Source organism: Mesorhizobium subarcticum (genome assembly GCF_055456085.1).
The window spans coordinates 2,798,873-2,819,180 of record NZ_CM144237.1 but is presented as its reverse complement, the minus strand read 5'-3'; the positions used below and the strand labels follow the sequence as shown (position 1 = coordinate 2,819,180).

Annotated in this window: 26 protein-coding genes and 1 tRNA gene; 16 read left to right on the top strand and 11 right to left on the bottom strand. The window is 61.6% G+C overall.

The features are described from left to right. The first annotated feature begins 34 nt into the window (after nt 1-34). Together ACZYHG_RS13690 and ACZYHG_RS13685 are read left to right on the top strand one after the other, a co-directional pair. Complete coding sequence (locus ACZYHG_RS13690) at nt 35-835, top strand: alpha/beta fold hydrolase (protein WP_464614231.1); 801 nt, start codon at nt 35-37, stop codon at nt 833-835. Between the two features lie 95 nt (nt 836-930). After that, complete coding sequence (locus ACZYHG_RS13685; RefSeq protein ID WP_464614230.1) at nt 931-1,545, top strand: hypothetical protein; 615 nt, start codon at nt 931-933, stop codon at nt 1,543-1,545. On the opposite strand, the gene ACZYHG_RS13680 is transcribed toward ACZYHG_RS13685, so the two are convergent. Continuing rightward, entirely contained in the window at nt 1,529-2,458 is a 930-nt protein-coding gene (locus ACZYHG_RS13680; protein WP_464614229.1) for a metallophosphoesterase family protein, read from the bottom strand. The two genes, ACZYHG_RS13685 and ACZYHG_RS13680, sit on opposite strands and share 17 nt — an antisense overlap. A gap of 71 nt (nt 2,459-2,529) precedes the next feature. Here ACZYHG_RS13680 and ACZYHG_RS13675 point away from each other — a divergent pair, with 71 nt between their 5' ends. Together ACZYHG_RS13675 and ACZYHG_RS13670 are read left to right on the top strand one after the other, a co-directional pair. Further along, on the top strand, nt 2,530-3,027 hold the full coding sequence (locus ACZYHG_RS13675; RefSeq protein ID WP_464614228.1) for an NUDIX domain-containing protein: 498 nt from the start codon (nt 2,530-2,532) through the stop codon (nt 3,025-3,027). A gap of 191 nt (nt 3,028-3,218) precedes the next feature. Continuing rightward, on the top strand, nt 3,219-3,701 hold the full coding sequence (locus ACZYHG_RS13670; RefSeq protein ID WP_464614227.1) for an ABZJ_00895 family protein: 483 nt from the start codon (nt 3,219-3,221) through the stop codon (nt 3,699-3,701). Between the two features lie 12 nt (nt 3,702-3,713). Here ACZYHG_RS13670 and ACZYHG_RS13665 read toward each other — a convergent pair whose 3' ends face one another. Continuing rightward, nucleotides 3,714-4,703 carry a glutathione S-transferase family protein gene (locus tag ACZYHG_RS13665; protein WP_464614226.1) on the bottom strand — a complete coding sequence of 330 codons (990 nt, stop codon included), beginning with the start codon at nt 4,701-4,703 and terminating at the stop codon, nt 3,714-3,716. Between the two features lie 267 nt (nt 4,704-4,970). Between ACZYHG_RS13665 and ACZYHG_RS13660 the strand changes: the two genes are divergently transcribed. The 5 genes from ACZYHG_RS13660 to ACZYHG_RS13640 all read left to right on the top strand — a co-directional run bounded on the left by ACZYHG_RS13660 (nt 4,971) and on the right by ACZYHG_RS13640 (nt 8,637). Then, entirely contained in the window at nt 4,971-5,495 is a 525-nt protein-coding gene (locus tag ACZYHG_RS13660; RefSeq protein WP_464614225.1) for a GNAT family N-acetyltransferase, read from the top strand. Nucleotides 5,496-5,612: 117 nt separating this feature from the next. Continuing rightward, nucleotides 5,613-6,374, top strand: coding sequence for a 3-hydroxyacyl-CoA dehydrogenase (locus tag ACZYHG_RS13655; RefSeq protein WP_464614224.1), 762 nt, complete (start codon nt 5,613-5,615; stop codon nt 6,372-6,374). Between the two features lie 75 nt (nt 6,375-6,449). Next, on the top strand, nt 6,450-7,232 hold the full coding sequence (locus tag ACZYHG_RS13650; protein WP_464614223.1) for a HugZ family pyridoxamine 5'-phosphate oxidase: 783 nt from the start codon (nt 6,450-6,452) through the stop codon (nt 7,230-7,232). 154 nt (nt 7,233-7,386) lie between these two features. Next, nucleotides 7,387-7,731, top strand: a complete 345-nt coding sequence (locus tag ACZYHG_RS13645) for an ArsR/SmtB family transcription factor (protein ID WP_464614681.1) — start codon at nt 7,387-7,389, stop codon at nt 7,729-7,731. Nucleotides 7,732-7,833: 102 nt separating this feature from the next. Then, nucleotides 7,834-8,637, top strand: a complete 804-nt coding sequence (locus ACZYHG_RS13640; RefSeq protein WP_464614222.1) for a TrmH family RNA methyltransferase — start codon at nt 7,834-7,836, stop codon at nt 8,635-8,637. Nucleotides 8,638-8,652: 15 nt separating this feature from the next. Here ACZYHG_RS13640 and ACZYHG_RS13635 read toward each other — a convergent pair whose 3' ends face one another. Further along, a complete protein-coding gene (locus ACZYHG_RS13635) occupies nt 8,653-9,780 on the bottom strand; it encodes a coiled-coil domain-containing protein (protein WP_464614221.1) in 1,128 nt (375 codons plus the stop codon). Nucleotides 9,781-9,937: 157 nt separating this feature from the next. After that, nucleotides 9,938-10,474 (bottom strand): DUF1134 domain-containing protein, encoded by a 537-nt coding sequence (locus ACZYHG_RS13630; RefSeq protein WP_464614680.1) that lies wholly within the window; start codon nt 10,472-10,474, stop codon nt 9,938-9,940. A 387-nt stretch (nt 10,475-10,861) separates the two neighbouring features. Between ACZYHG_RS13630 and chpT the strand changes: the two genes are divergently transcribed. Together chpT and ACZYHG_RS13620 are read left to right on the top strand one after the other, a co-directional pair. After that, nucleotides 10,862-11,491, top strand: coding sequence for a histidine phosphotransferase ChpT (gene chpT / locus ACZYHG_RS13625; RefSeq protein WP_464614220.1), 630 nt, complete (start codon nt 10,862-10,864; stop codon nt 11,489-11,491). Nucleotides 11,492-11,738: 247 nt separating this feature from the next. After that, complete coding sequence (locus tag ACZYHG_RS13620; RefSeq protein WP_464614219.1) at nt 11,739-12,107, top strand: response regulator; 369 nt, start codon at nt 11,739-11,741, stop codon at nt 12,105-12,107. 88 nt (nt 12,108-12,195) lie between these two features. On the opposite strand, the gene ctrA is transcribed toward ACZYHG_RS13620, so the two are convergent. Further along, a complete protein-coding gene (gene ctrA / locus ACZYHG_RS13615) occupies nt 12,196-12,891 on the bottom strand; it encodes a response regulator transcription factor CtrA (RefSeq protein WP_006203583.1) in 696 nt (231 codons plus the stop codon). Nucleotides 12,892-13,342: 451 nt separating this feature from the next. Here ctrA and ACZYHG_RS13610 point away from each other — a divergent pair, with 451 nt between their 5' ends. Then, complete coding sequence (locus tag ACZYHG_RS13610) at nt 13,343-13,720, top strand: flagellar export protein FliJ (RefSeq protein ID WP_027030743.1); 378 nt, start codon at nt 13,343-13,345, stop codon at nt 13,718-13,720. A gap of 112 nt (nt 13,721-13,832) precedes the next feature. On the opposite strand, the gene ACZYHG_RS13605 is transcribed toward ACZYHG_RS13610, so the two are convergent. Further along, nucleotides 13,833-14,231, bottom strand: coding sequence for a winged helix-turn-helix transcriptional regulator (locus ACZYHG_RS13605; RefSeq protein ID WP_027030744.1), 399 nt, complete (start codon nt 14,229-14,231; stop codon nt 13,833-13,835). Between the two features lie 87 nt (nt 14,232-14,318). On the opposite strand from ACZYHG_RS13605, the gene ACZYHG_RS13600 reads away from it, so the two are divergent. After that, nucleotides 14,319-15,245 carry an NADP-dependent oxidoreductase gene (locus ACZYHG_RS13600; protein ID WP_464614218.1) on the top strand — a complete coding sequence of 309 codons (927 nt, stop codon included), beginning with the start codon at nt 14,319-14,321 and terminating at the stop codon, nt 15,243-15,245. Nucleotides 15,246-15,380: 135 nt separating this feature from the next. On the opposite strand, the gene sciP is transcribed toward ACZYHG_RS13600, so the two are convergent. After that, nucleotides 15,381-15,656 (bottom strand): CtrA inhibitor SciP, encoded by a 276-nt coding sequence (gene sciP / locus ACZYHG_RS13595; protein ID WP_006203587.1) that lies wholly within the window; start codon nt 15,654-15,656, stop codon nt 15,381-15,383. A gap of 288 nt (nt 15,657-15,944) precedes the next feature. Between sciP and mnmA the strand changes: the two genes are divergently transcribed. Then, a complete protein-coding gene (gene mnmA, locus ACZYHG_RS13590) occupies nt 15,945-17,135 on the top strand; it encodes a tRNA 2-thiouridine(34) synthase MnmA (RefSeq protein WP_464614217.1) in 1,191 nt (396 codons plus the stop codon). Between the two features lie 140 nt (nt 17,136-17,275). On the opposite strand, the gene ACZYHG_RS13585 is transcribed toward mnmA, so the two are convergent. Beyond that, a complete protein-coding gene (locus ACZYHG_RS13585) occupies nt 17,276-18,241 on the bottom strand; it encodes a Gfo/Idh/MocA family protein (protein WP_027062773.1) in 966 nt (321 codons plus the stop codon). 240 nt (nt 18,242-18,481) lie between these two features. On the opposite strand from ACZYHG_RS13585, the gene ACZYHG_RS13580 reads away from it, so the two are divergent. Continuing rightward, nucleotides 18,482-18,558 (top strand) — tRNA-Met (locus tag ACZYHG_RS13580). On the opposite strand, the gene ACZYHG_RS13575 is transcribed toward ACZYHG_RS13580, so the two are convergent. After that, a complete protein-coding gene (locus tag ACZYHG_RS13575) occupies nt 18,537-19,067 on the bottom strand; it encodes a GntR family transcriptional regulator (protein WP_464614679.1) in 531 nt (176 codons plus the stop codon). The two genes, ACZYHG_RS13580 and ACZYHG_RS13575, sit on opposite strands and share 22 nt — an antisense overlap. On the opposite strand from ACZYHG_RS13575, the gene ACZYHG_RS13570 reads away from it, so the two are divergent. Beyond that, nucleotides 18,993-19,169, top strand: a complete 177-nt coding sequence (locus ACZYHG_RS13570; RefSeq protein ID WP_464614872.1) for a hypothetical protein — start codon at nt 18,993-18,995, stop codon at nt 19,167-19,169. The genes ACZYHG_RS13575 and ACZYHG_RS13570 overlap by 75 nt on opposite strands. Nucleotides 19,170-19,227: 58 nt before the next feature. On the opposite strand, the gene ACZYHG_RS13565 is transcribed toward ACZYHG_RS13570, so the two are convergent. Together ACZYHG_RS13565 and ACZYHG_RS13560 are read right to left on the bottom strand one after the other, a co-directional pair. After that, a complete protein-coding gene (locus ACZYHG_RS13565; protein WP_464614216.1) occupies nt 19,228-19,875 on the bottom strand; it encodes an invasion associated locus B family protein in 648 nt (215 codons plus the stop codon). Next, nucleotides 19,845-20,306: a DUF4189 domain-containing protein gene (locus ACZYHG_RS13560; protein WP_464614215.1), complete on the bottom strand. Its 462-nt coding sequence runs from the start codon at nt 20,304-20,306 to the stop codon at nt 19,845-19,847. Before ACZYHG_RS13560 ends, ACZYHG_RS13565 begins: the two co-directional genes overlap by 31 nt. Between the last annotated feature and the right edge of the window lie 2 nt (nt 20,307-20,308).

Below are 20,308 nucleotides of genomic sequence, written 5' to 3'. Positions count from 1 at the left end.
GTTTTCCCAGTCCAGCAACAAGCCCCCAGCCTTCATGATTTCATCGCTCTATGCCGCCGAACAAGGTGCTGGTTCGAAGACCATCGTTCTGCTGCATGGTTTCGGCGGCTGCCACGATGTCTGGCGCGAGGTGATCGCCTCGCTGCCATCGTCTACGCGTACCCTGGCTTATGACCTGCCAGGCCACGGACTGTCGTTCGGTTTCCCAGACGCCGGTCCTGCCAAGGTGGCCGCCAGGGCGGTTCTCGCCGACCTGTCGGCGCGAAAACTGAAGCGCGTTCATCTTGTCGGCCATTCAATGGGTGGCGCGGTGGCGATGCTGATGGCGCTGGCCGAGCCGCAAAAAGTAGCGTCTCTGACCCTTCTGGCCCCAGGAGGCCTTGGCCCCGAGATCAATGGTCCGCTGCTGCGCCGCTACGCCAGCGCACGGGATCCCTCCGAGATCAGAGACTGCCTTGCCGCAATGTCCCGCCCTCACAACCCGCCTCCGGAACGTATCGTGGATGTGCTTTGCGAGATGCGTCGGCGGCCCGGCCAGCTGCAGAAACTTGACGAAATCGCGGCCGCCATGACCGCTGATGATCGGCAAGGCGTTATCCCGCGTGACCGTCTCGACGGGCTGAACATGCCTGTCATGGTGGTGTGGGGTGCCGACGATATCGTGCTGCCATCCACCCAGGCCGATGACCTGCCGGCGCATTTTCATGTGCATCACGTGCTGGAGGCCGGCCACATGCTTGTCGAGGAAGCGCCCGACCTCGTTGCCGACATCGTTCGCCGCAACATGAACCGCCGTGCCAGGCCGCATCGCCCGAGATTGGCAGCGACTGGCTGACTTTTTCGCCTGTCCCCGGACACATCGATCTCGCAGTGCATTTTTCCGGCGGCTGTGTTAACCCCGTGTTAACCAAACCCGCGAGGCAGACGCCGATGAAGGACGCAGGCGAAAGGATCGACCAGTCGAAAAAGCTGTCCGATGCCATCCGTGATGTGAAGAACGCCTTCGCCGACCGCGACGATGTCGTCGTCGACATGCGCGAGGCGCATCGCATGCGTCTCGATCTGCTGGCCGCCGAACTCGCGCCAGTCTTTGCCGATGTTCCCACCGACATGGACAATTTCGACTTCGTCGTTTCCTCAGGCCTGCAGCCGCGCCTGTGGATCGATGCTGTCAGCCATGTCGCGATGGGGCGCGACCGCCGGACCTACCGCTTCCTCAAGGACACCCGCATCGGCCGGGTTGTGCTGGCCGAATCGACCGAGATGAAGCCCGTTGTCGATCAGGTGACGCGCTATGTCGCCGAGCGCGTCGTCGAGCGTCAGCGGATGATGGAAGGCGGGGTCGAGCCGGCTGTCGCCGGCATGAAGCGCGCCGGTGTGCTGGAAGCAGAGCCGCCACTGCGGGTGGCGACGCGCAGCAAGGGCTGGTCGGCCTTCTTGTCCGGCCTTGGCCTGATCGCCGCCGGTGCGCTGGTCGGCCTGGGGGTGTCGGTCGTCCTGTTCTGGGACCGTATCGTCGCGATGGGGCTTAGCCTGCGGCCATAGCAGCGCCGGCCTCCACGCCGAGTTCCAGCGTCTGCAGATCCGACGGCGGTGTTGCCGGTCCGGTAAGCCCGCGCCGTGTCAGGCGGATGCGCCAGCTCCCCTTTTCGCCAGCGATATCGAACAGATTGTACTGCGCTGCAGGATGCTTGCCGCCTGGCGCCTGGCCCGCGGCGGCGACACCGACCACCGGAACCTTGGCACCGCGGGCGCCGATCTGGAACAGCGACGGCAGATGCGAATGACCGTGCAGGACGAGCTCGGCGCCGTGCTGGCGAATAATTTTGTGGAAGCGAGAGATGCCGAACAGCCGCTTGTGCTGCGAGACGGCTCCGCGCACCGGCGGATGGTGGATCATGATCGCGCGAAACAGGCCTTGTCCGGCGGTGTCGCGCAGGATTTTGCCGAGCCGCTCCGCCTGGCCCTCCATGAAGAAGCCATTGGCCATGAAGGGTGCGGTGGCACGCGCCGTCGAGACGCCGATCAGCGCGACATTGCCGCGCACGCGCAGATAGGGAAATGCGTTGCGGTCGACCGGCGTATTGATGCCGTCGCCGCTCATCCACGCTGCCCACGAGCGGCAGACCTTGTCGAAGGCGCCGGGCACATAGGCGTCGTGATTGCCCGGAACAACCGAGACATCGTGTGGCGATCCCAGCGTCTCCAGCCAGTGCCTGGCCATCTCGATCTCGCCGTCGAGCGCCAGATTGACCAGGTCGCCGGTGACAGCGAGATGGTCGGGGCTTTGCGCCTTGATGTCGGCGGTGATGGCGTCGATGACGGCATCATGCATGTGGCGGCGGCGGTTGCGCTGCCAGTTGACGTAGCCGAGCACGCGCTTGGAGGCGAGATCGCGATAGGATACATCCGGGAGCGGCCCCAGATGGACATCGGAAATATGCGCGAGCCTGAACATGTTTCTTTCATAGGCGACACGCGCCCTTCTTTCCACAACAGCTTGGCTTTCCAGCCACGGTTTCACCAGCAATGACGAACGATGCAGAAGCCGCCTTCCGCCAGACCGGCTGGCCGGGGCTGCGGGCCAGGTTGTTTCACCTCTATTTCGTATTGCGGCGGCCAATGACGCTTGGCGTACGCGGCCTGATCCACGACACCGCGTCCAACTCCATCTTCCTCATTCGTCACACCTATGTTCCCGGCTGGCAGCTTCCCGGTGGCGGCGTCGAGGTGGGCGAGACGATGGCCGACGCATTGGCGCGCGAGCTTGTCGAGGAATGCAACATCGCCCTGACCGGCCCGCCGGTGCTGACGTCGATGCATTTCAACCGCCGTTCCAGCCGGCGCGATCATGTCGGCTTCTACGTGATCGAGAACTTCAGCCAGACAGCGCCAAAGCAGCCGGACCACGAGATCGCCGAGGCCGGCTTCTTCCCGCTCGGTGGCTTGCCGGAGGGAACGACACCGGCAACGCTGCGGCGCATCGCCGAGGTTTTTAGGAGCGAACCGGCGTCGCCTTACTGGTAGACCATAACCCTCTGAGAGTGTTAGCCGCCTCGATAAATCTCTGCGGGAGGATACCGATGCTGCGGCGAATTGCACAGATTTTCGAAGCGAACCGCCTTGTCCCTACTGCTGATCTCTGGAATACGACTTATCTAGCCTGAATATTTTATTATCCAATTCTAATATTCCACTATGTTTCCCCGGAGAGTTGAATGACTATCGAGAAAACGCAATCGGCCAATGTATGGCCATATGTCGGGATTTATATTCTGACGACGATAGCCCTATCGATAGCCCTCATCGTCTTCGCGATGTTTTTTCCATCCTTGTTCGAAAGCGCGGGCAAGGCCATGAATTTCGTCATAAACTTCATCTCGACCATGACGGCCTATTCGTTCTTTGTAAAACGAAACGGGCGGCTTTTCAGCCGGCAGGAATACTGGAAAATCGTATCGTTTTCGACGATAGCCGCCTTGCTTTTCTCGGCGTTGCTGCTCGCGTTTTCATTCGCGGCTGGCGCCATACCTGGAGACGCCGATGGCATTCCCGCCTATGTCTGGATCTTGATCCTCGCCTTCGCTGTCCTGCTTGTTTTCGGCCTCAACGCCGCCGGTTATTCCAACCGGTTCGGAAACACCTTGTTGAAAACCCATCGCGCAAGACAGACGCCGCTCGATACCAAGCCTTTCCAGTAGAGACCGCGATCTTCACGCTGCCTTTCTGAACCTGCCCCGATCATGCGGCGCGCCATAGTCCAGTTCCGGTCCGACCGGCACGATCCGGGTCGGATTGATCGTTTCATGGCTGGCGTAATAATGCGCCTTGATGTGATGCAGGTTCACGGTCTCGGCGACACCGGGTACCTGATAGAGGTCGCGCAGATAGTTCGACAGGTTGGGATAGTCGGCGATGCGGCGCAGATTGCATTTGAAATGGCCGACATAGACCGGATCGAAGCGCACCAGCGTGGTGAACAGTCGCCAGTCGGCCTCGGTGATGCGGTCGCCGACGAGATAGCGTTGAGTCGATAGCCGTTCTGCCAGCGTGTCGAGCGCCGAAAACAGCTCGCCGAAGGCTTCCTCATAGGCGGCCTGCGTGGTGGCGAAGCCGGCGCGGTAGACGCCGTTGTTGACGGCGGGATAGACCAGCGCGTTGATCGCATCGATCTCGCCGCGCAAGGCTCGCGGATAGAAATCAAGGCTGGCGTCGCCCCATTCGTCGAAGGCTGAATTCAGCATCCGGATGATTTCGGAGGACTCGTTGGAGACGATGGTCTGTTCCTTTTTGTCCCAAAGCACCGGCACCGTCACGCGGCCCGAATAGGCGGGATCGGCCCTGGTGTAGATCTGGTGCAGGAAGTCGAGACCGTAGAGCGTGTCGCCGGTGGCGCCGTCCTCGGTCAGAAACGTCCAGCCATTGGCGCCCATGAAATGGTGCACCACCGACACCGAGATAATGCCGTCCAGCTTCTTCAGCGCGCGAAAAATCAGCGTCCGGTGGGCCCAGGGACAGGCAAGCGAGACATAGAGGTGATAGCGGCCGGGTTCCGCCTTGAAGCCGCGGCTGCGGCCTTCGGCGGGTGTTCCGTCGCGCGTGATCCAGTCGCGCCACTGCGACTGCGCCCGCACGAATTTGCCACCGCTGTCCTTGGTGTCGTACCAGCGATCCTGCCATTTGCCGTCGACCAGCAATCCCATGCAATGTCCTTTCGCGTTCCCACCTCATGTAGAGCGCGATGCGGCAAGGCGAAAATCATCAAGGGCTGAACAGATCGTCAATCGATAGGACCAGCGAACGGGTCGATTGCAGCGGCCGAAAATTGATGCTAGCGGACACTCCGCATGTTCGACTTTGCTTTGATCCGGTTTGACCGACGACGAAAGGGCGCCCGCGCTTGATGAAGCGCTGACTGGCGAATGCTGCCGTTTGCAGCGACCTATCCTCTGTACCGGAACGCAAAGACCATGAGCCTTGCCGACGTGAAATACCTGCCGGAAACCCCGGCGCACGACATCCAGATCGAAACCATCAACGACGAAGCCTTCGGGCCCGGCCGCTTCGTGCTGGCCGCCTACAAGATCCGCGAAGCTGGCGGCCATGAGCGGGCGCTGTCCTTCGTCGCGGTCGACGGCGACCTCGTCGTCGCTTCGGTGCGCATGACGCGTATCGCCGCCGGCGCCGGCCGCGCGCTGATGCTCGGGCCGCTTGCCGTACGGCCGGCCTTCAAGAACCTCGGCATCGGCCGCCGGCTGGTGGCGATCGCCCTGGAGGCGGCCGCCAGGGCCGGCGCGCCAGCCGTCATACTGGTAGGCGACGAGCCCTATTACGGACCGCTCGGCTTCAAACGCATCCCGCGCGGCCAGATTTCGATGCCGCGCCCTGTCGATCTCGATCGCCTTTTGTCGCACGAGATCATTTCAGGCGCGGTTGCCAGGCTCACGGGCGAGGTCTGTCATGCCAGTCAGGTCAAGGTCGCTGAACACATCTAGGCAATGGCTTGACCTTGCCCGTCGATCTGCGCCTGATCCGTCCCTGCTCTCTTGGAGTAATTCCAGGACAGGTGTTCGGCGCTTTCGTGAAATGATGATGCAGGAAAGGATGACGCCATGAATCCGAATGGCCAGATCGCGATCGTGACCGGCGGGGGCTCCGGTCTTGGCGAGGCAACGGCGCGTGCGCTTGCCGCCAAGGGTGCCCGCGTCGCCATCTTCGATATTGGCATCGACCGCGCCGCCAAGGTCGCGGCCGAGATCGGCGGCATTGCCGTCCAGTGCGACGTCAGCAGCGCCGACAGTGGCGCCGCCGCCGTCGCCGAGGTGGCGGGCAAGCTTGGCGAGCCGCGCATCCTGGTCAACTGCGCCGGCATCGCCATCGGCGTGAAGACAATCGGCAAGGATGGGCCGCATCCGCTCGACCAATACCGCAAGGTGATCGAGGTCAACCTGATCGGCACCTTCAACATGATCCGCCTGGTCGCCGATCGCGCCGCCAAGCTCGAGCCGCTGCAGGGTGGCGAGCGCGGCGTCATCGTCAACACCGCTTCGGTCGCCGCCTATGACGGCCAGATCGGCCAGGCCGCCTACTCCGCCTCCAAGGGCGGCGTGGTCGGCATGACGCTGCCGGTGGCGCGTGATCTTGCCCGATCCGGCATTCGAGTCTGCACCATCGCCCCCGGCATCTTCAAGACACCGATGATGGCCGGCATGCCGCAGGAGGTGCAGGATTCGCTGGGCGCCGCCGTGCCCTTCCCGTCCCGCCTCGGCGAGCCATCCGAATATGCCGCCCTTGCCCTGCACATCATCGAGAACCAGATGTTGAATGGCGAGACCATCCGCATCGACGGCGCCATTCGCATGGCGCCGAAATAGCACTGGCAGTTGTCGGAAAGACCGAATCCGGCCTGTAGCATCGACAGGCGAAAACAAATTGTGGCGAGCGTTTTGATGCAGCAAAATCAAAACAAGGACGTGATCCGCGAGACCGACGCCCAGGCGATCCAGCTGGCGAAAACGCTGCTGCGCAGTGCCCGCTTTGGTGCGCTAGCGGTGCTGGAGCCGCGGACCGGATCGCCACTGGCAAGCCGGGTCGGCGTGGCAACAGACATCGACGGCACGCCACTGATCCTGGTGTCGATGCTTTCGGCGCACACGCCGGCCTTGCTTGCCGATCCACGCTGCTCCCTGCTGCTCGGCGAGCCTGGCAAGGGCGACCCGCTGGCGCATCCGCGCCTGACGCTGATCTGCCAGGCATCGCGGCTCGAGCGAGGATCGGACGCGCATGCTCGCGCCGAGCGTCGCTATCTCAACCGCAATCCCAAGGCGGGCCTCTATGCCGGGCTGGGCGACTTCTCGATCTTTCGCCTTGAGCCGCAACGCGCCAGCCTCAATGGCGGCTTCGGCAAGGCCTACCTGCTCGATCGATCCGATCTCGTCACCGGCGGACCGATCATCGAAGAGCTTGCGGCAAGCGAACAATCCGCCGTCGAGCATATGAATGCCGACCATCTCGACGCGATCGCCGTTTATGCACATCATTTTGCCGGGGCGCCCAGTGACGGCTGGACCATCGCCGGCCTGGACCCCGACGGCATGGATCTGGTGTCGGGGGACAATGTTTGCCGGGTATTCTTCCCGCAACCCTTGGCATCTGCACGCGAATTGCGACCCGTTCTGGTCGACATGGCCAGGAGCGGCCGGGCTGCTGGGCAGGCAGATAGCGAGACTTAATTGTATTTGATCAAAAGCAACGCTTGAGATTTGAACGAAATGTTCTAGGCTTTAGGTGTGGCGCTGACTCGTCGGTCGCCTTTCGCAGTGAATTTATGGATTCAGACACCATTGCCCCCATGGTGTCTCGATGAGCAAACAGCATGGGGCATTCATGGTCTCGACAAAGCTAATCGCCAACGCCGATTCGGCGGCCGAATTTCTGATGCTGATGGGCAACGAAAAACGGCTGCTGATCATGAGCTATCTGATCGATGGCGAAATGTCGGTCGGCGCCATCGCCGAAAAGGTGATGCTCAGCCAATCCGCCCTCTCGCAGCACCTTGCCAAGCTGCGGGCGCTCGACCTCGTGGAAACCCGCCGCGACCGTCAGATGATCTACTACTCCTGCAAATCCGATGCGGTGCGCGAACTGCTTGCCATGCTGGAGGGTATTTTCGGCGGCGGCAGGGACGACCTGTCCCATATGGCACAGAGATTGCGCCGCGCCGGGACTTGACCGGACGCTCGTGCGGCCGCTTACCTCGCTGACGATTTCCGGAGCGTGGCTTGTGTGTCTTCCCGACATACGAACCGCGCTCTCGATCTTTGAGCGGTGGATATGGACCCAATTCGCATTGACGACCCTCGGGATTTTCGCGTCGCCGCCTATCTCGATATCCGCGAACGCGATCTCGCGGGCCGGCAAGGCCGCTTCGTCGCCGAAGGCAAGGTGGTGCTCGACCTGCTTTTGTCGTCCGGCCGCTTCGGCGCCGAATCCGTTCTGGTCCTGGAAAACCGGCTCGACGGCCTGAAGGATGTACTGCGCAAGGCGCCCGCGGAGCTGCCGGTCTACGTCGTCGCTAGCGCGGTCATGGATGCGATCGCCGGCTTTCACATGCATCGCGGCATCCTGGCCATCGGCCGCAAGGAAACACCGCAGCCGGCCGGGTCATTGCTGGATGCCTTGCCCGACCAGGCCCTGATCGTGGTGCTCGTCGGCATCGCCAACCATGACAATATGGGCTCGATCTTCCGCAACGCCGCTGCCTTCGGCGCCGATGCTGTGCTGATGGACGCAACATGCTGCGATCCGCTCTACCGCAAGGCGATCCGCGTTTCGGTCGGCGCGGCGCTGAAAGTGCCGTTCGCGTCCTTCCCCGACACATCGGGCTTTGCGGCGACGCTCGCCGAACGCGGCTTTGAGCAGTTCGCCCTATCGCCGCGTGGACAAACCGAGATACGCGATGCCAAGCCAGCCAGGCGCCTGGCGCTCTATCTCGGCACCGAGGGCGAAGGTCTGCCCGAAAACCTGCTCGCGCGCCTGCAAACCGTGCGGATCACCATGTCGAAAGGTTTCGACAGCCTGAACGTCGCAGCTGCCTCGGCGATAGCCCTGCATCATTTCTCACACCGTCAGGCATGACGGCCCAAGCGTATTTCAGTTCGCGTCCGCCTTCTGCAAAGCCCGAACGCGGTCGGCAAGGCTGCGGTCGCCATTGTTGGACTCCTGCGGCACCGCCAGTGCCTTGGCAATCGGTGAGTCAGGCCCCTCGAGTTTGGCCGTCATGTGGATGACCTCCGCAGCCAGCTCGTTCATCTGCTCGCGCAGCGCGGCACCGCCATTCGTGGAACCTGAAGCCGCCATGGCGCCGAGATCCGCCTTCAGCCGCTTGTTCTCGCGCGCCAGTGCGGTCAGCCTGGCTTCGAGCCGCTCGCGATCGCTGTCGAGCTTGGCGATCGCCTTGTCCAGATCATCGCGCCTGTTTGCTTCATCCTGCTTGCCAACCAGCCGCAGGGCCGGTCCGCCCTCCTCGGCTTTCGTCTTTTCGCGCAGCCGCGCCATTTCCTTTTCGCGACGCTCGAGCTTCTCCTCGCGATCGGCGAGCGTAGCGAGCAGCCTTTCGACCTTCTTGTCGAGTTCGGCCGTCCTTTTCTTCTCCGCCTTCAGCGCATCGCGCGCGGCCTTGCTTTCGGCCGCGATCTCCTGCTGGCGCCGATCGGCTTCCTTGCGCTGGCCGCGCAGCAACGAGATGTCGCTGGCGAGCTTCTGCAATTCGGATTCGCGCGCCACGAGCTCGATCTGCCGGCTTGATGAGGAAAAGCTGGCATCGTCATACATGTGCTCCAGCTTTTCGAGCTCAAGCGCCCGCTTCTCCAGCTTGCGCTCGGTTTCCTTGAGCCGCTCCGAAAGCTGATGCAGTTCCTCTTCGCGCTGCCGCAGCGCCTCGCTCTTGGCGCCCAGTTCGGCAAGCGCGGCGTTCTTGTCGGAACGCTCGACCGCCAGCCCCTTCAACGCCTCGCGGCCGCGATTGATCTCGACGAGTTGTTCGGCAGCCTTCTCGCGCAGCGCCTTGACGTTCATTTCGAGGCGGCGCGTCGACATGGCGTACTCGGCCCGGATCCGGTCCTTGTCGGCCTGGATCTCGGTCTGCGTCAAAGGGATCGAGGCCTCGATGCGCCTGCGGGTCAGGGCGACGGCACGCCGCCAGACGGCGGGAGCCACGATCAGCGCCAGAAAGCCGGCACTGAGAAAGCCGAGGGCAAAGAACAGGACCGACTGAACCAAAGGACTACCCGTTATAGGCGGCGACCATAGAAGCTGGATTTTGCCCCTTTGGCATGGCGGAAATCCGGCGCCGCGGCAAGGGCTCGCCGCAGCACAATGGGGTCATTAACGCATGGATCGGACCGAAATGCCCGCGATCCCCGCGATCGGGGGAGAATCAAAACGGATTCCAGGTCGCCCGTTCGGTCAGCTTCAGGTAGCCGAGATTGACGCCTAGCCGGGCGCCGACACCGGTGCGGATCGGCACCAGAAGCACATTGTTGTTCTTCAGCACATTGAAGCCGACGCCGGCCACCACATAGGCCGAACCGGCCACGCCGCCATAGCGGTTGTAGAGGTTGCCGACATCGTCGAGATTGTAGACGAGCATCATCACCCGGGAGCCTTCGCCGCCGAAATCCCAACCCAGCGACGGGCCTTGCCAGAACACCTTATGGTCACCGGCATTCTTGGTGTAGAGCGTGCCTTCGCCATAGGTCAGGCCGCCGATCAGCGCGCCAGACCCCTCCTCGCCCAGCAGATAGCCATTGGGCAGGCCATAGGAGGAGAAGATCTTCTCAATGACGGTGGCAAGCCCACCCGACGTCGCGCCGAAGAACTTGTGACCGGAATCGATAATCTCCTGAGCGGTGTATTCCTGAGCCCGCAAGGCTGAGGTCGAGAAGACGAGAACGCCCATGAGCGTGATCGCCATAGAAAGGACGCGGAGGAAACTCCGGTCGTAGAATCGGGAAAACATGCTTCCAATCTCCGTCATGGAGCACTTTCGCCGACGCCTCGCACCCGGTCCGGCTCTTTAGGCGGCCGTTAAGGATGACTGTTAAGGGCAAACTATGCCGTAATCCTTTTTCAACCATTAACTCCCACAGGAAGATGGCGGTTCGAAGGCTGGCTTTGGGGTCGCGCGGGGCTGGCAGCCTGCGCGAAAACGCCATTTGCCCCGACGACAATTTCGGGTTTGTTGCTGTACCTACGAGTGCTGTGTATTCAGAAAGCCTCGGGTTGGAGCGTGATTCGTGTGGGCGGGCGCGATAATCGATCGCGCGGCCATGACTAGTGGAACTTGCAGGGATTTTCGCCGATGGCCGAACTGTTCACCCTTTCCGCACCTGACCTGGCGGCGCTTTTGTGCAGCCGCATCTGCCACGACATCATCTCGCCGGTCGGCGCGATCAACAATGGGCTTGAACTGCTGGACGAGGGCGGCGCCGACGAAGACGCCATGCGGCTTATCCGCCAGAGCGCCAAGAACGCCTCGGCCCGGTTGCAATTCGCCCGCATTGCCTTCGGCGCAGCGGGTTCTGCGGGAATGCTGATCGACACTGGCGACGCCGAGGCGGTTGCCACCGCCTTCCTCAAGAATGAAAAGCCAGAACTCACCTGGAACGGGACTCGCGCGCTGCTGCCCAAGAACAAGGTCAAGCTGCTGCTGAACCTGATCCTGGTCGGCAATGCCGCCATTCCGCGCGGCGGCAAACTGGTCGTGACCCTCGAGAATCTCGAAACCGAGCCGCGCATTTCAATTTCGGCAAGTGGCCCGATGCTGCGCGTGCCGCCGAAATTCCTTGAACTGCATTCCGGCCACAAGCCGGAAGAGCCGATCGATGCGCATTCGGTGCAGCCCTATTACACGCTGCTGCTCGCCCGCGAGGCCGGCATGACGATTTCCATCCATGCCACGGCCGAGGAAATCGTGCTTTCGGCCGCCTGAAATCGGCACCCCGCATCCAAAGAAAACAAAGTATTTCAGTCCGGAATATTTCTTTGACGCCTCAATCGAGGCACGATGAGCTTTGCCCGATCGCTTGAGCGAAGCATTGCGAAGAACAGCCTGCAAATGGCATCTTTGCAAAAATTTTACCTAATGGCTTTTCCGGTTCTTTACCAGATCGGCCTATGGTGAATTTCCGGATGCCCCCAACGCTACCGGATTGCCAGAAGGCAAAGAGGACCCGGAAATGAAACGCTGCATGTTCGTCGACGATTCGAGCGTCATCAGGAAGGTTGCAAAACGCATCCTGGGCGGTTCCGACATGATGGTCATCGAGGCAGCCAGCGGGCTCGATGCGCTGGAGATGTGCTCCGCCGAAATGCCCGACATCATTGTCGTCGACGGCGCCCTGCCGGACGTGCAGGCGGTTGACCTTATCCGTCGCGTGCGCGCCATGGACAGCCCGATAAAGCCACAGATCCTGATCTCACTGGTCGAGCTCGATATCGCCTCGATCATGCGGGCCAAGCGCGCCGGCGCCCAGGGCTATCTGCTGAAGCCGTTCAACCGGCCGCAGCTGCTCGAGCGCTTTCGCAATTTGAAGGTTGCCGCCTGACGGCAGCAGCCCAACCCCATTTTTGACACCTGACGCAAAAAACCCGGCCGGAGCCGGGTTTTTTGCGATTGACGAAACAGCGCGCCGCTCAGGCGCTGACGCGGATGTCCTCGGGTTCGCGCAGCACGTAGCCGCGGCCCCAGACCGTCTCGATGTAATTCTGTCCACCGGACGCGGCATCGAGCTTCTTGCGCAGCTTGCAGATGAAGACGTCGATGATCTTCAGTTCCGGCTCGTCCATGCCGCCATAGAGGTGGTTGAGGAACATTTCCTTGGTGAGCGTTGTGCCCTTGCGCAGCGAGAGCAGCTCCAGCATCTGGTATTCCTTGCCGGTGAGGTGCACGCGCTGGCCGCCGACCTCGACGGTCTTGGCATCGAGATTGACCACCAGGTCGCCGGTGGTGATGACCGACTGGGCGTGGCCCTTGGAGCGCCGCACGATGGCATGGATGCGGGCGACCAGCTCATCCTTGTGGAACGGCTTGGTCATATAGTCGTCGGCGCCGAAGCCGAGGCCGCGTACCTTGTCCTCGATGCCGGCCATGCCGGAGAGGATGAGGATGGGCGTCTTTACCTTGGAGAGGCGAAGCGTTCTCAAGACCTCGTAGCCGGACATGTCTGGCAGGTTGAGATCGAGAAGGATGATGTCGTAATCGTAGAGCTTGCCTAGATCGACACCCTCTTCACCGAGATCGGTCGTGTAGACATTGAAACTTTCCGATTTCAGCATCAGTTCGATGCTTTGTGCGGTTGCACTGTCATCTTCTATCAGCAGAACACGCATTTAATTCCCCTTTTCTGCTGCCGGACCATTTCACGACCCGTCCGGAACCGGAGCAGTGGTTGCCTTGTGCAGAGGCTGCCATGAAATGGTTAACAAAACCTAATTTCCCGTCTACGACGGTACCAGATTTTTTAACCTCTTTCTACACCCTCTTGAATCTAATAATGAATCACAAACCCAAATTCCTAATGCGACACATTAACAACCTGGACTAAGTGACTCCAGGGACTCATCGACGCGCTTCCGAATCGGCGACCGGAATTTTTACCCGGCCTTAAGTCCTGACCCGTATGATTAACAATGCCCGTAAACGAATGGTTACCGCCGGCAAAAAACTTTAGGGTTTTGTTTCCCATAGTGCGGGGAAAGCCGGTGGACACGGGCAACGCCTGGGCCTTTTCAGGTGGTTTGGACGATATGTGCGGGTGTGCGTTTCCGGGAGTACCGAATCATGAAGTCACGTGAAAACCTCGTTCGGCTGAAACAGTTTCAGGTGAATGAGAAGCGGCGGCAGCTGCTGCAGCTCGACATGATGATCGCCGAGTTCGAACGCATGGCCGTCGAACTGGAGCTTCAGATCACCGCCGAGGAAAAGAAAGCCGGCATCACCGACATCAATCATTTCGCCTATCCGACCTTCGCCAAGGCGGCGCGTTTGCGCCGCGACAATCTCAGAAACTCGCAAAGCGACCTCGCCCAGCAGCGAAGCGCTGCCGAATCATTACTCGGCGAAGCTGAAGCGGAGCTTTCCAAGGCCGAAATGCTGGAATCGCGCGACACCAAGGTTCGCGAGGCCGAAACCGGCGGCCGCAGCGCCATGATCGGCTGAAGCAGACATATCCGCGGTATCCATGCTCGCCATCAGGGCGAGCGTGGCGTCAGCAAGGTGCTGGTTGGGCAACATCACGACAGGCCTCAACTGGGCAGGAACCGAACCCGCTTCAGGCGGCCAAATCCCCTTCATTTCCGGCAATTGCCCTCGCTCGGGCATCCTTGATATCTGGCGCGTGCTGCTCCGCCCATGATCTGATCTGGCTGAGCAGTCCCGCCAGGTTCTGGCCGAGCTCGGTCAATTCATATTCGACGCGTGGCGGGATGACCGGAAAGACCTCGCGCCGCACGAGGCCGTCACGCTCGAGCACGCGCAGCGTCTGCGTCAGCATCTTGGGCGTGATGCCTTCGAGCTTGCGGGCAAGCTCGCCATTGCGCTGTCGGCCTTTGCGCAGCGCGCAGACCACCAGGTAGACCCATTTGCTGGCCAGCATCTCCAGCACGGTGTGCGAAGGACACGTGCGCCGGTATGCATCATAGCCGAAGGAGGAGTCAAAATCACTATCCATAAGGTACCTATATATCAAAAAGGTACATACTGGACAAGAGACCATTACTATCCAAATGATAGTGGCACCAACAACAGGAGACATATGATGCGTGCCGTTATCCAGAATTCCGTCGGCGACCCGGACGTCCTTGTCATCGCCAATGAGCCTGACCCGACACCAAAGGCCGGCGAAGTGCTGGTCCGCGTCAAGGCGGCCGGCATCAATCCGGTCGATGGCGCCGTCCGTGCCGGTTATTTCAAGCTGCTCGGAGAGCCGCCCTTCATCCTCGGCTGGGATATTTCAGGGACCATCGAGGCGCTGGGCGCCGGCGTCACCGGCTTCAAGGTCGGCGACGAGGTGTTTGGCATGCCGCGCTTCCCCAAGCAGGCGGCCGCTTACGCCGAACTGGTCGCCGTACCCGCCGACGAGATCGCGCTGAAGCCAAAGGCAGCGGATCATATCCAGGCGGGCGCATTGCCGCTGGCCGGCCTGACCGCATGGCAAGGCCTTGTCCGTCACGGCGCACTGAAATCGGGCCAGCGCGTGCTGATCCATGCGGCGGCCGGCGGCGTCGGCCATCTGGCGGTGCAGATCGCCAAGGCGCGCGGCGCTTACGTCATCGCCACCGCCAGCCCAAACAAGCTCGATTTCGTCCGCAAGCTCGGCGCCGACGAGGTCATCGACTACACCAAGGGCGATTTTACCACGCAAATCAGCGACATCGATCTGGTGCTGGAGCCGGTGGGTGGCGATCATGCCGACCGCTCCCTGAAGGTCATCAAGGGCGGTGGCGTTCTGGTGTCATTGCTGAACGTGAACGACACCACCAAGGCGCAGGCCAGCGCGCAAGACGTTCGGGTCGAGCGCATGTCGGTCGTGCCTGACCGCGAAGCCCTGTTGGAACTTGGCCAGTTGATCGATGCCGGGAAGCTCGTTGTCCACGTAGCAAAGAGCTTTCCGCTTGAGCAGGCCGGCGCTGCTCAAGCCTTTCTCGCCACCAAGCCGATCGGCAAGGTGGTGCTGACGGTCTGAGCGTCGCAACAATCGCTTCGAAAAACAAAAGGGCGCGGAGTGCCGCGCCCTTTGATCTTTTTTGCGACCGGCTCTAAAGCAATTCCAGGAAAAGTGTGAAACGGTTTTCCGTCCGGAATTGCGTCAAAGCAAGCTCTAGTGCCGGTATTGCTGGATGCGCGTGGTGCGCAGCCCGGCAAGGCCGTATTCGTCGATCGACGCCTGCCAGGACAGGAATTCCTCGGTGGTCAGTTTGTAGCGCTGGCATGCCTCTTCGAGGCTCAAAAGCCCGCCACGCACCGCCGCGACCACTTCCGCCTTGCGCCGGATGACCCAGCGACGCGTGTTGGTCGGCGGCAGATCGGCAATGGTAAGAGGGCTGCCGTCGGGCCCGATAACATACTTAACTCTAGGTCTAACCAGATCGGTCATCGTACTCTCTACAAAAAACTCAAAGACCCAATCCCCGCCACGTTACCGCCACAGCTTTAAAAATTGCCTAAGCAGACCCTAATGACTAGGTAAGGATCGTGAACGCCGCGTTAGTCTTTTGGCGGGCATTTGAAACATCGCGCTGGAAACGCTGAATTAGCAGGAAGGAATATGCCATTTACGGGTATCTGCCTCAACCCGTGAATCGCCCTGCAAGCTGGCGTCATCGGAAAGCTTGACCTATATTCTCGACATTGGCATTCAGGCGCCGCGCAGAATGAAAGCACCATGAACAGTCTCGATCTTCCAGCACGTCCCGAAAACACCCGCATCGTCGTCGCCATGTCGGGCGGCGTGGATTCGTCGGTGGTCGCCGGCCTGTTGAAGCGCGAGGGCTATGATGTCGTCGGCGTCACCTTGCAGCTCTACGATCACGGCGCCGCGACGCATCGGGCCGGCTCATGCTGCGCCGGACAGGACATCGACGATGCTCGCCGCGTCTCCGAGACACTGGGTATCCCGCATTATGTGCTCGACTATGAGGAGCGCTTCCGCAAGGCGGTCATCGATCCCTTCGCCGAAAGCTATGTCGCCGGCGAGACCCCCATCCCTTGCGTCTCCTGCAATCAGACAGTGAAGTTCGCCGACCTCCTGGCCACCGCCAAGGAGCTGGGCGCCGATGCGCTCGCCACCGGCCACTATGTCCGCTCGGGCGCCAATGGCCTCCACCGCGCGCTCTACCGGCCGGTCGATGCCGACCGCGACCAGAGCTATTTCCTGTTCGCCACCACGCAGGCGCAGATCGACTATCTGCGCTTTCCCTTGGGTGGCCTGTCGAAGCCGCAGGTTCGCGCCATAGCCGAGGAGATGGGGCTGACGGTGGCCGCCAAGCAGGACAGCCAGGACATCTGCTTCGTTCCGCAGGGCAAATATTCCGACATCATCGCCAAGCTGAAGCCGAGCGCCGCCAATCCGGGCGACATCGTCCACATCGACGGCCGCGTGCTCGGCCGCCATGAGGGCATATTGCGCTACACGATCGGCCAGCGCCGCGGCATCGGCATCGCGTCGGGCGAGCCGCTCTATGTCGTCCACCTCGACGCCGAACGGGCCCGCGTCGTCGTCGGCCCGCGCGAAGCGCTGGAGACGCACAAGATCTATCTGCGCAACATGAACTGGCTTGGCGACGGGCAGCTCGCCGATATTCCTGCCGGCGGCCTCGAACTGTTCGCCAAGGTGCGCTCGACCAGGCCGCCGCGCCCGGCCGTGCTGCGCCACATCGCAGGCGTGACTTCGGTCGAACTGGCCGACGGTGAGTCCGGCATCGCGCCCGGACAGGCCTGCGTGCTCTATTCCGACGACGGCAACGAAGCCCGAATCTTCGGCGGCGGCTTCATCGAGCGCTCCGAGCGCGGCGCCGAGGCCGAGGCAATGCTGAGCCGTCTTGCCGCAAGGCCGGCGCAAATCCCCGCCGAATAGACATTAGAGCAATTCCAGGAAAGTGCGGAGCGGTTTTCCCGGGAAAAACGCAACGCGTTTCCCCTTGGGAATTGCGTCAAACAAAGAGGTAGAAAAGTTCTCCGTTTTCCTTGAAACGGTGAACTTCTCGAAGCGTTCTCTCAGTCTTTCGACTTGGTGTGGGTGACAGTACCCGCCGTCAGGATGCGCAGCACCCTGATCGCTTCCTCACCGCTGGTGCGCGGTTCGGCGCGCGTCTCTATGCACTGGATGAAATGTTCGAGCTCGCGCGTGAGCGGCATGCCTTGAGCGACCGCGACATAGGATGGCTCGTTGGTGGTGAACGCCCACTGCCCGCTGTCCTGCCAGACCGCATGGCGGTAGACGGCAAGCTTGCGCTCCCATGGTTCGACGTCGTCGAACACCGCCATCGCCTTGGTGCCAACCACGGTCAGCCGCCGCTCGCGATAGGGATTGAGCCTTGACGTGAAGAGATGGCTGCGCAGGCCGTTGGGAAAGCGCATGTGCAGATGCGCGAAGTCGCTCAGACTGTCGAGTAGCGCCGCGCCCTCGCCGCGCACCTCGATCGGCTCGGTGCCGGTGATGGCCAGGATCATCGACAGGTCGTGCGGCGCCAGGTCCCACAGCGCATCGTTCTCGGTGTGGAATTTGCCAAGGCCGAGCCGGTGCGAATGGATGTAGCGGACCTCGCCAAGCTCGCCCTTGTCGATCAGCGCCTTCAACGTCTCGAAGGCCGGATGGAAGCGCAGGACATGGCCGACCATGAAGATGCGGCCATTGTCCTTGGCCGCCTGCACCGCCCGCTCGGCATCCGGCACCGTCAGCGCGATCGGCTTTTCCACCAGCACGTCCTTGCCGCTCTCGACGGCGCGCACGGCAAGATCGGCGTGGAACTGCGGCGGCAAGGCCAGGACGATGGCGTCGATGTCGTCGCGACCGAACAGCTTGTCGGGCTCGATCGCCAGGCAATCCTGTTCGCTGGCAAAGCCTTCGGCACGCGCCCGGTTGGCGTCGGAAACCGCGTGCAGCGCGCCGAGCGCCTTGAGGGTGCGGATGTGGTTTGAGCCCCAGTATCCGCAACCGAGGACTGCAATGCGCGGCTTCATCTGTTTCAAACTCTAAAAACTCGTGGCCGAGACATAGCGACGTGCCCCGTCGAACTCAACCCCGACGGTTGCAACCAAATGTCCGCACGGCCATGCTTTTTGGGCAATGAGAATATGCGCCGATATAGAATGCTTCGAAGCTTGACAGGCTCGCCCTCCCAACCTTATATCCGCGCGACCTTGGCGAACGCCTCGAAATGCCTTTCGATTTGAGGCGGATTTCGGGCCTTTCGCCGCCCTGGCGGGGTAGCTCAGTTGGTTAGAGCACGGGAATCATAATCCTGGGGTCGGGGGTTCAAGTCCCTCTCCCGCTACCACACAACCCAGATTGGCAATTTGGGCCGCTTTTGCAGCGGCGACCTCCAGTGCCGCCTGGTCGACCTCGTAGAGATCGGACAGGATTGCTGCCGGCTCGATGATCTGGCGGAAGCGGTAGCCGTCGTCCAGTGCTGCGGCGCCGACATCGGCGAAGATCCAGCCGCGCCCCGGCGACGGTTCGGCAAGCTGGTCGCGCATCAGGCGGCGCAAGGTCGAGGTCAGCGCGCCTTGCGCCGCATTGTAGCGCGCCAGCAGCGCCCGCTCGCTGATCACACCATCCAGGACGCCCAGCGCCATGTCGCGCATCACTTCTCGTCGAGCGAAAGCACTCCCGCCTGCTCCAGGGCAGCGCCAGGCTGGATCGCCTCCAACAATCGGAGCCGCGATTGGGCTCGTAACTGACGATGCCTTCGCGCTGCAATTGCACCAGGGCATGACGCACGGGCGTGCGCGAGACGCCAAGGGCCGCCGCGATTTCCGCCTGGTTGATCCGCTCACCGACTTGAATTCCCTCGAAAAATTCAGCCCGAAGCTGATTGCGGATGCGTTCCTGAAGTGGCGAGACTGCGGTCATCGCGCGACGCTGGCATTGTGTTTTTCGCACGTGTAGTGCGCATGCCGGCCCTGCAATAAACGCTGCCGGCGCGGCCGCCCAACCTAAGCTGTCCTCACCGCGCGCTTAGCGCAACCATGCGGTCGAGCGCCGCGGTCAGTCCGTGCAGCGACACCGGAAATCTCAGCGGGGTCTCGGCGGCTGTCATGACGTTGAGCTTCAGCACCGAGCTTCCCTTCATCTTTCCAAGCACCGACCGGTCAATGGAAAACACCGCGAGGCAGCCCGCTGGCAGGCAGGTCCGCAATCGTTGCTGCGATAGCGGCGGCTGATCGTCGATCTGGAGTGTCACGCCCGGATCGAACAATATGCCGAAGGGAAGCAACAAGGTTCCGGCCACTCCACCCTTCTGCCCCACGCGCAATTCCACGGCCAGAAGTCTCTGGCCGTTTTTCTGCGTCTGGTCCTGTGTGACCGTGCAGACCCGGGCGTTGTCCTGCATTCTGCAGGCCAGTTGCCAGTCCTGATAGGTTTCCTGGAGTGACGATGCGCCGTTCGGAAGCGAGGCGGCCTGTTGCTGTTGCGCTGAAGCAGCCGGCACCGAGGCGGCGAAAGCAACTGCGCAGACGGCGACGGCCTTCAGGGAAAAATCTCTATGAACCAATAAAGGAGGCCTTCTCTTTCGGTGCGGGGGAATGCCCAGATCAGCTTCAGGACGCCTTGTGGCGGCTGTCAGGTACAGACCCACTCGCGGATCTTGCATTGGGCTCCCCCTGCCGCGCAGGCGCGCAACGCGAGGTCTTCCGCTTCCCGACGGGTCTCGGCCGAGTTCACGCCCCAAGGCGTGAAACGGTTCTCGACTTTGTCGGCCACGGCGAGCGCACCGCAGTGCTTGTAGGGAAAGCCGGTCTCGTCGTCATCACTCCAATGGCGATGGTTGCGGAAGACAGCGACGACGTTGCAGGCCTTTCCGCCTGCGTTCTCGCAATATTTCTGCGCGATGTCGTTCGCCTCCTGCCGCTTGTCGGCGCCCCAGAAGAAGCCATACTTGCCGTCGGCCTGCGAATAGGCGATCGCCGCCCAGATGCCTTTTTCCTCCTGCTGCGGCTCCGGCGGCGCCACCAGATCGGCCGAGACGACTTGTCCGCTCCACAGCAAGGTCAAGCCCAAAACTGCCAAAGCCCGCAATCTCATGG

What these genes read in the sequence shown, in the direction of transcription:
- ACZYHG_RS13690 (WP_464614231.1), top strand. Translation starts at nt 35, where the DNA reads ATGATTTCATCGCTCTATGCCGCCGAACAAGGTGCTGGTTCGAAGACC.
- ACZYHG_RS13685 (WP_464614230.1), top strand. Translation starts at nt 931, where the DNA reads ATGAAGGACGCAGGCGAAAGGATCGACCAGTCGAAAAAGCTGTCCGAT.
- ACZYHG_RS13680 (WP_464614229.1), bottom strand. Translation starts at nt 2,458, where the DNA reads ATGTTCAGGCTCGCGCATATTTCCGATGTCCATCTGGGGCCGCTCCCG.
- ACZYHG_RS13675 (WP_464614228.1), top strand. Translation starts at nt 2,530, where the DNA reads ATGACGAACGATGCAGAAGCCGCCTTCCGCCAGACCGGCTGGCCGGGG.
- ACZYHG_RS13670 (WP_464614227.1), top strand. Translation starts at nt 3,219, where the DNA reads ATGACTATCGAGAAAACGCAATCGGCCAATGTATGGCCATATGTCGGG.
- ACZYHG_RS13665 (WP_464614226.1), bottom strand. Translation starts at nt 4,703, where the DNA reads ATGGGATTGCTGGTCGACGGCAAATGGCAGGATCGCTGGTACGACACC.
- ACZYHG_RS13660 (WP_464614225.1), top strand. Translation starts at nt 4,971, where the DNA reads ATGAGCCTTGCCGACGTGAAATACCTGCCGGAAACCCCGGCGCACGAC.
- ACZYHG_RS13655 (WP_464614224.1), top strand. Translation starts at nt 5,613, where the DNA reads ATGAATCCGAATGGCCAGATCGCGATCGTGACCGGCGGGGGCTCCGGT.
- ACZYHG_RS13650 (WP_464614223.1), top strand. Translation starts at nt 6,450, where the DNA reads ATGCAGCAAAATCAAAACAAGGACGTGATCCGCGAGACCGACGCCCAG.
- ACZYHG_RS13645 (WP_464614681.1), top strand. Translation starts at nt 7,387, where the DNA reads ATGGTCTCGACAAAGCTAATCGCCAACGCCGATTCGGCGGCCGAATTT.
- ACZYHG_RS13640 (WP_464614222.1), top strand. Translation starts at nt 7,834, where the DNA reads ATGGACCCAATTCGCATTGACGACCCTCGGGATTTTCGCGTCGCCGCC.
- ACZYHG_RS13630 (WP_464614680.1), bottom strand. Translation starts at nt 10,474, where the DNA reads ATGGCGATCACGCTCATGGGCGTTCTCGTCTTCTCGACCTCAGCCTTG.
- chpT (WP_464614220.1), top strand. Translation starts at nt 10,862, where the DNA reads ATGGCCGAACTGTTCACCCTTTCCGCACCTGACCTGGCGGCGCTTTTG.
- ACZYHG_RS13620 (WP_464614219.1), top strand. Translation starts at nt 11,739, where the DNA reads ATGAAACGCTGCATGTTCGTCGACGATTCGAGCGTCATCAGGAAGGTT.
- ctrA (WP_006203583.1), bottom strand. Translation starts at nt 12,891, where the DNA reads ATGCGTGTTCTGCTGATAGAAGATGACAGTGCAACCGCACAAAGCATC.
- ACZYHG_RS13610 (WP_027030743.1), top strand. Translation starts at nt 13,343, where the DNA reads ATGAAGTCACGTGAAAACCTCGTTCGGCTGAAACAGTTTCAGGTGAAT.
- ACZYHG_RS13605 (WP_027030744.1), bottom strand. Translation starts at nt 14,231, where the DNA reads ATGGATAGTGATTTTGACTCCTCCTTCGGCTATGATGCATACCGGCGC.
- ACZYHG_RS13600 (WP_464614218.1), top strand. Translation starts at nt 14,319, where the DNA reads ATGCGTGCCGTTATCCAGAATTCCGTCGGCGACCCGGACGTCCTTGTC.
- sciP (WP_006203587.1), bottom strand. Translation starts at nt 15,656, where the DNA reads ATGACCGATCTGGTTAGACCTAGAGTTAAGTATGTTATCGGGCCCGAC.
- mnmA (WP_464614217.1), top strand. Translation starts at nt 15,945, where the DNA reads ATGAACAGTCTCGATCTTCCAGCACGTCCCGAAAACACCCGCATCGTC.
- ACZYHG_RS13585 (WP_027062773.1), bottom strand. Translation starts at nt 18,241, where the DNA reads ATGAAGCCGCGCATTGCAGTCCTCGGTTGCGGATACTGGGGCTCAAAC.
- ACZYHG_RS13570 (WP_464614872.1), top strand. Translation starts at nt 18,993, where the DNA reads ATGACGCACGGGCGTGCGCGAGACGCCAAGGGCCGCCGCGATTTCCGC.
- ACZYHG_RS13565 (WP_464614216.1), bottom strand. Translation starts at nt 19,875, where the DNA reads ATGCAAGATCCGCGAGTGGGTCTGTACCTGACAGCCGCCACAAGGCGT.
- ACZYHG_RS13560 (WP_464614215.1), bottom strand. Translation starts at nt 20,306, where the DNA reads ATGAGATTGCGGGCTTTGGCAGTTTTGGGCTTGACCTTGCTGTGGAGC.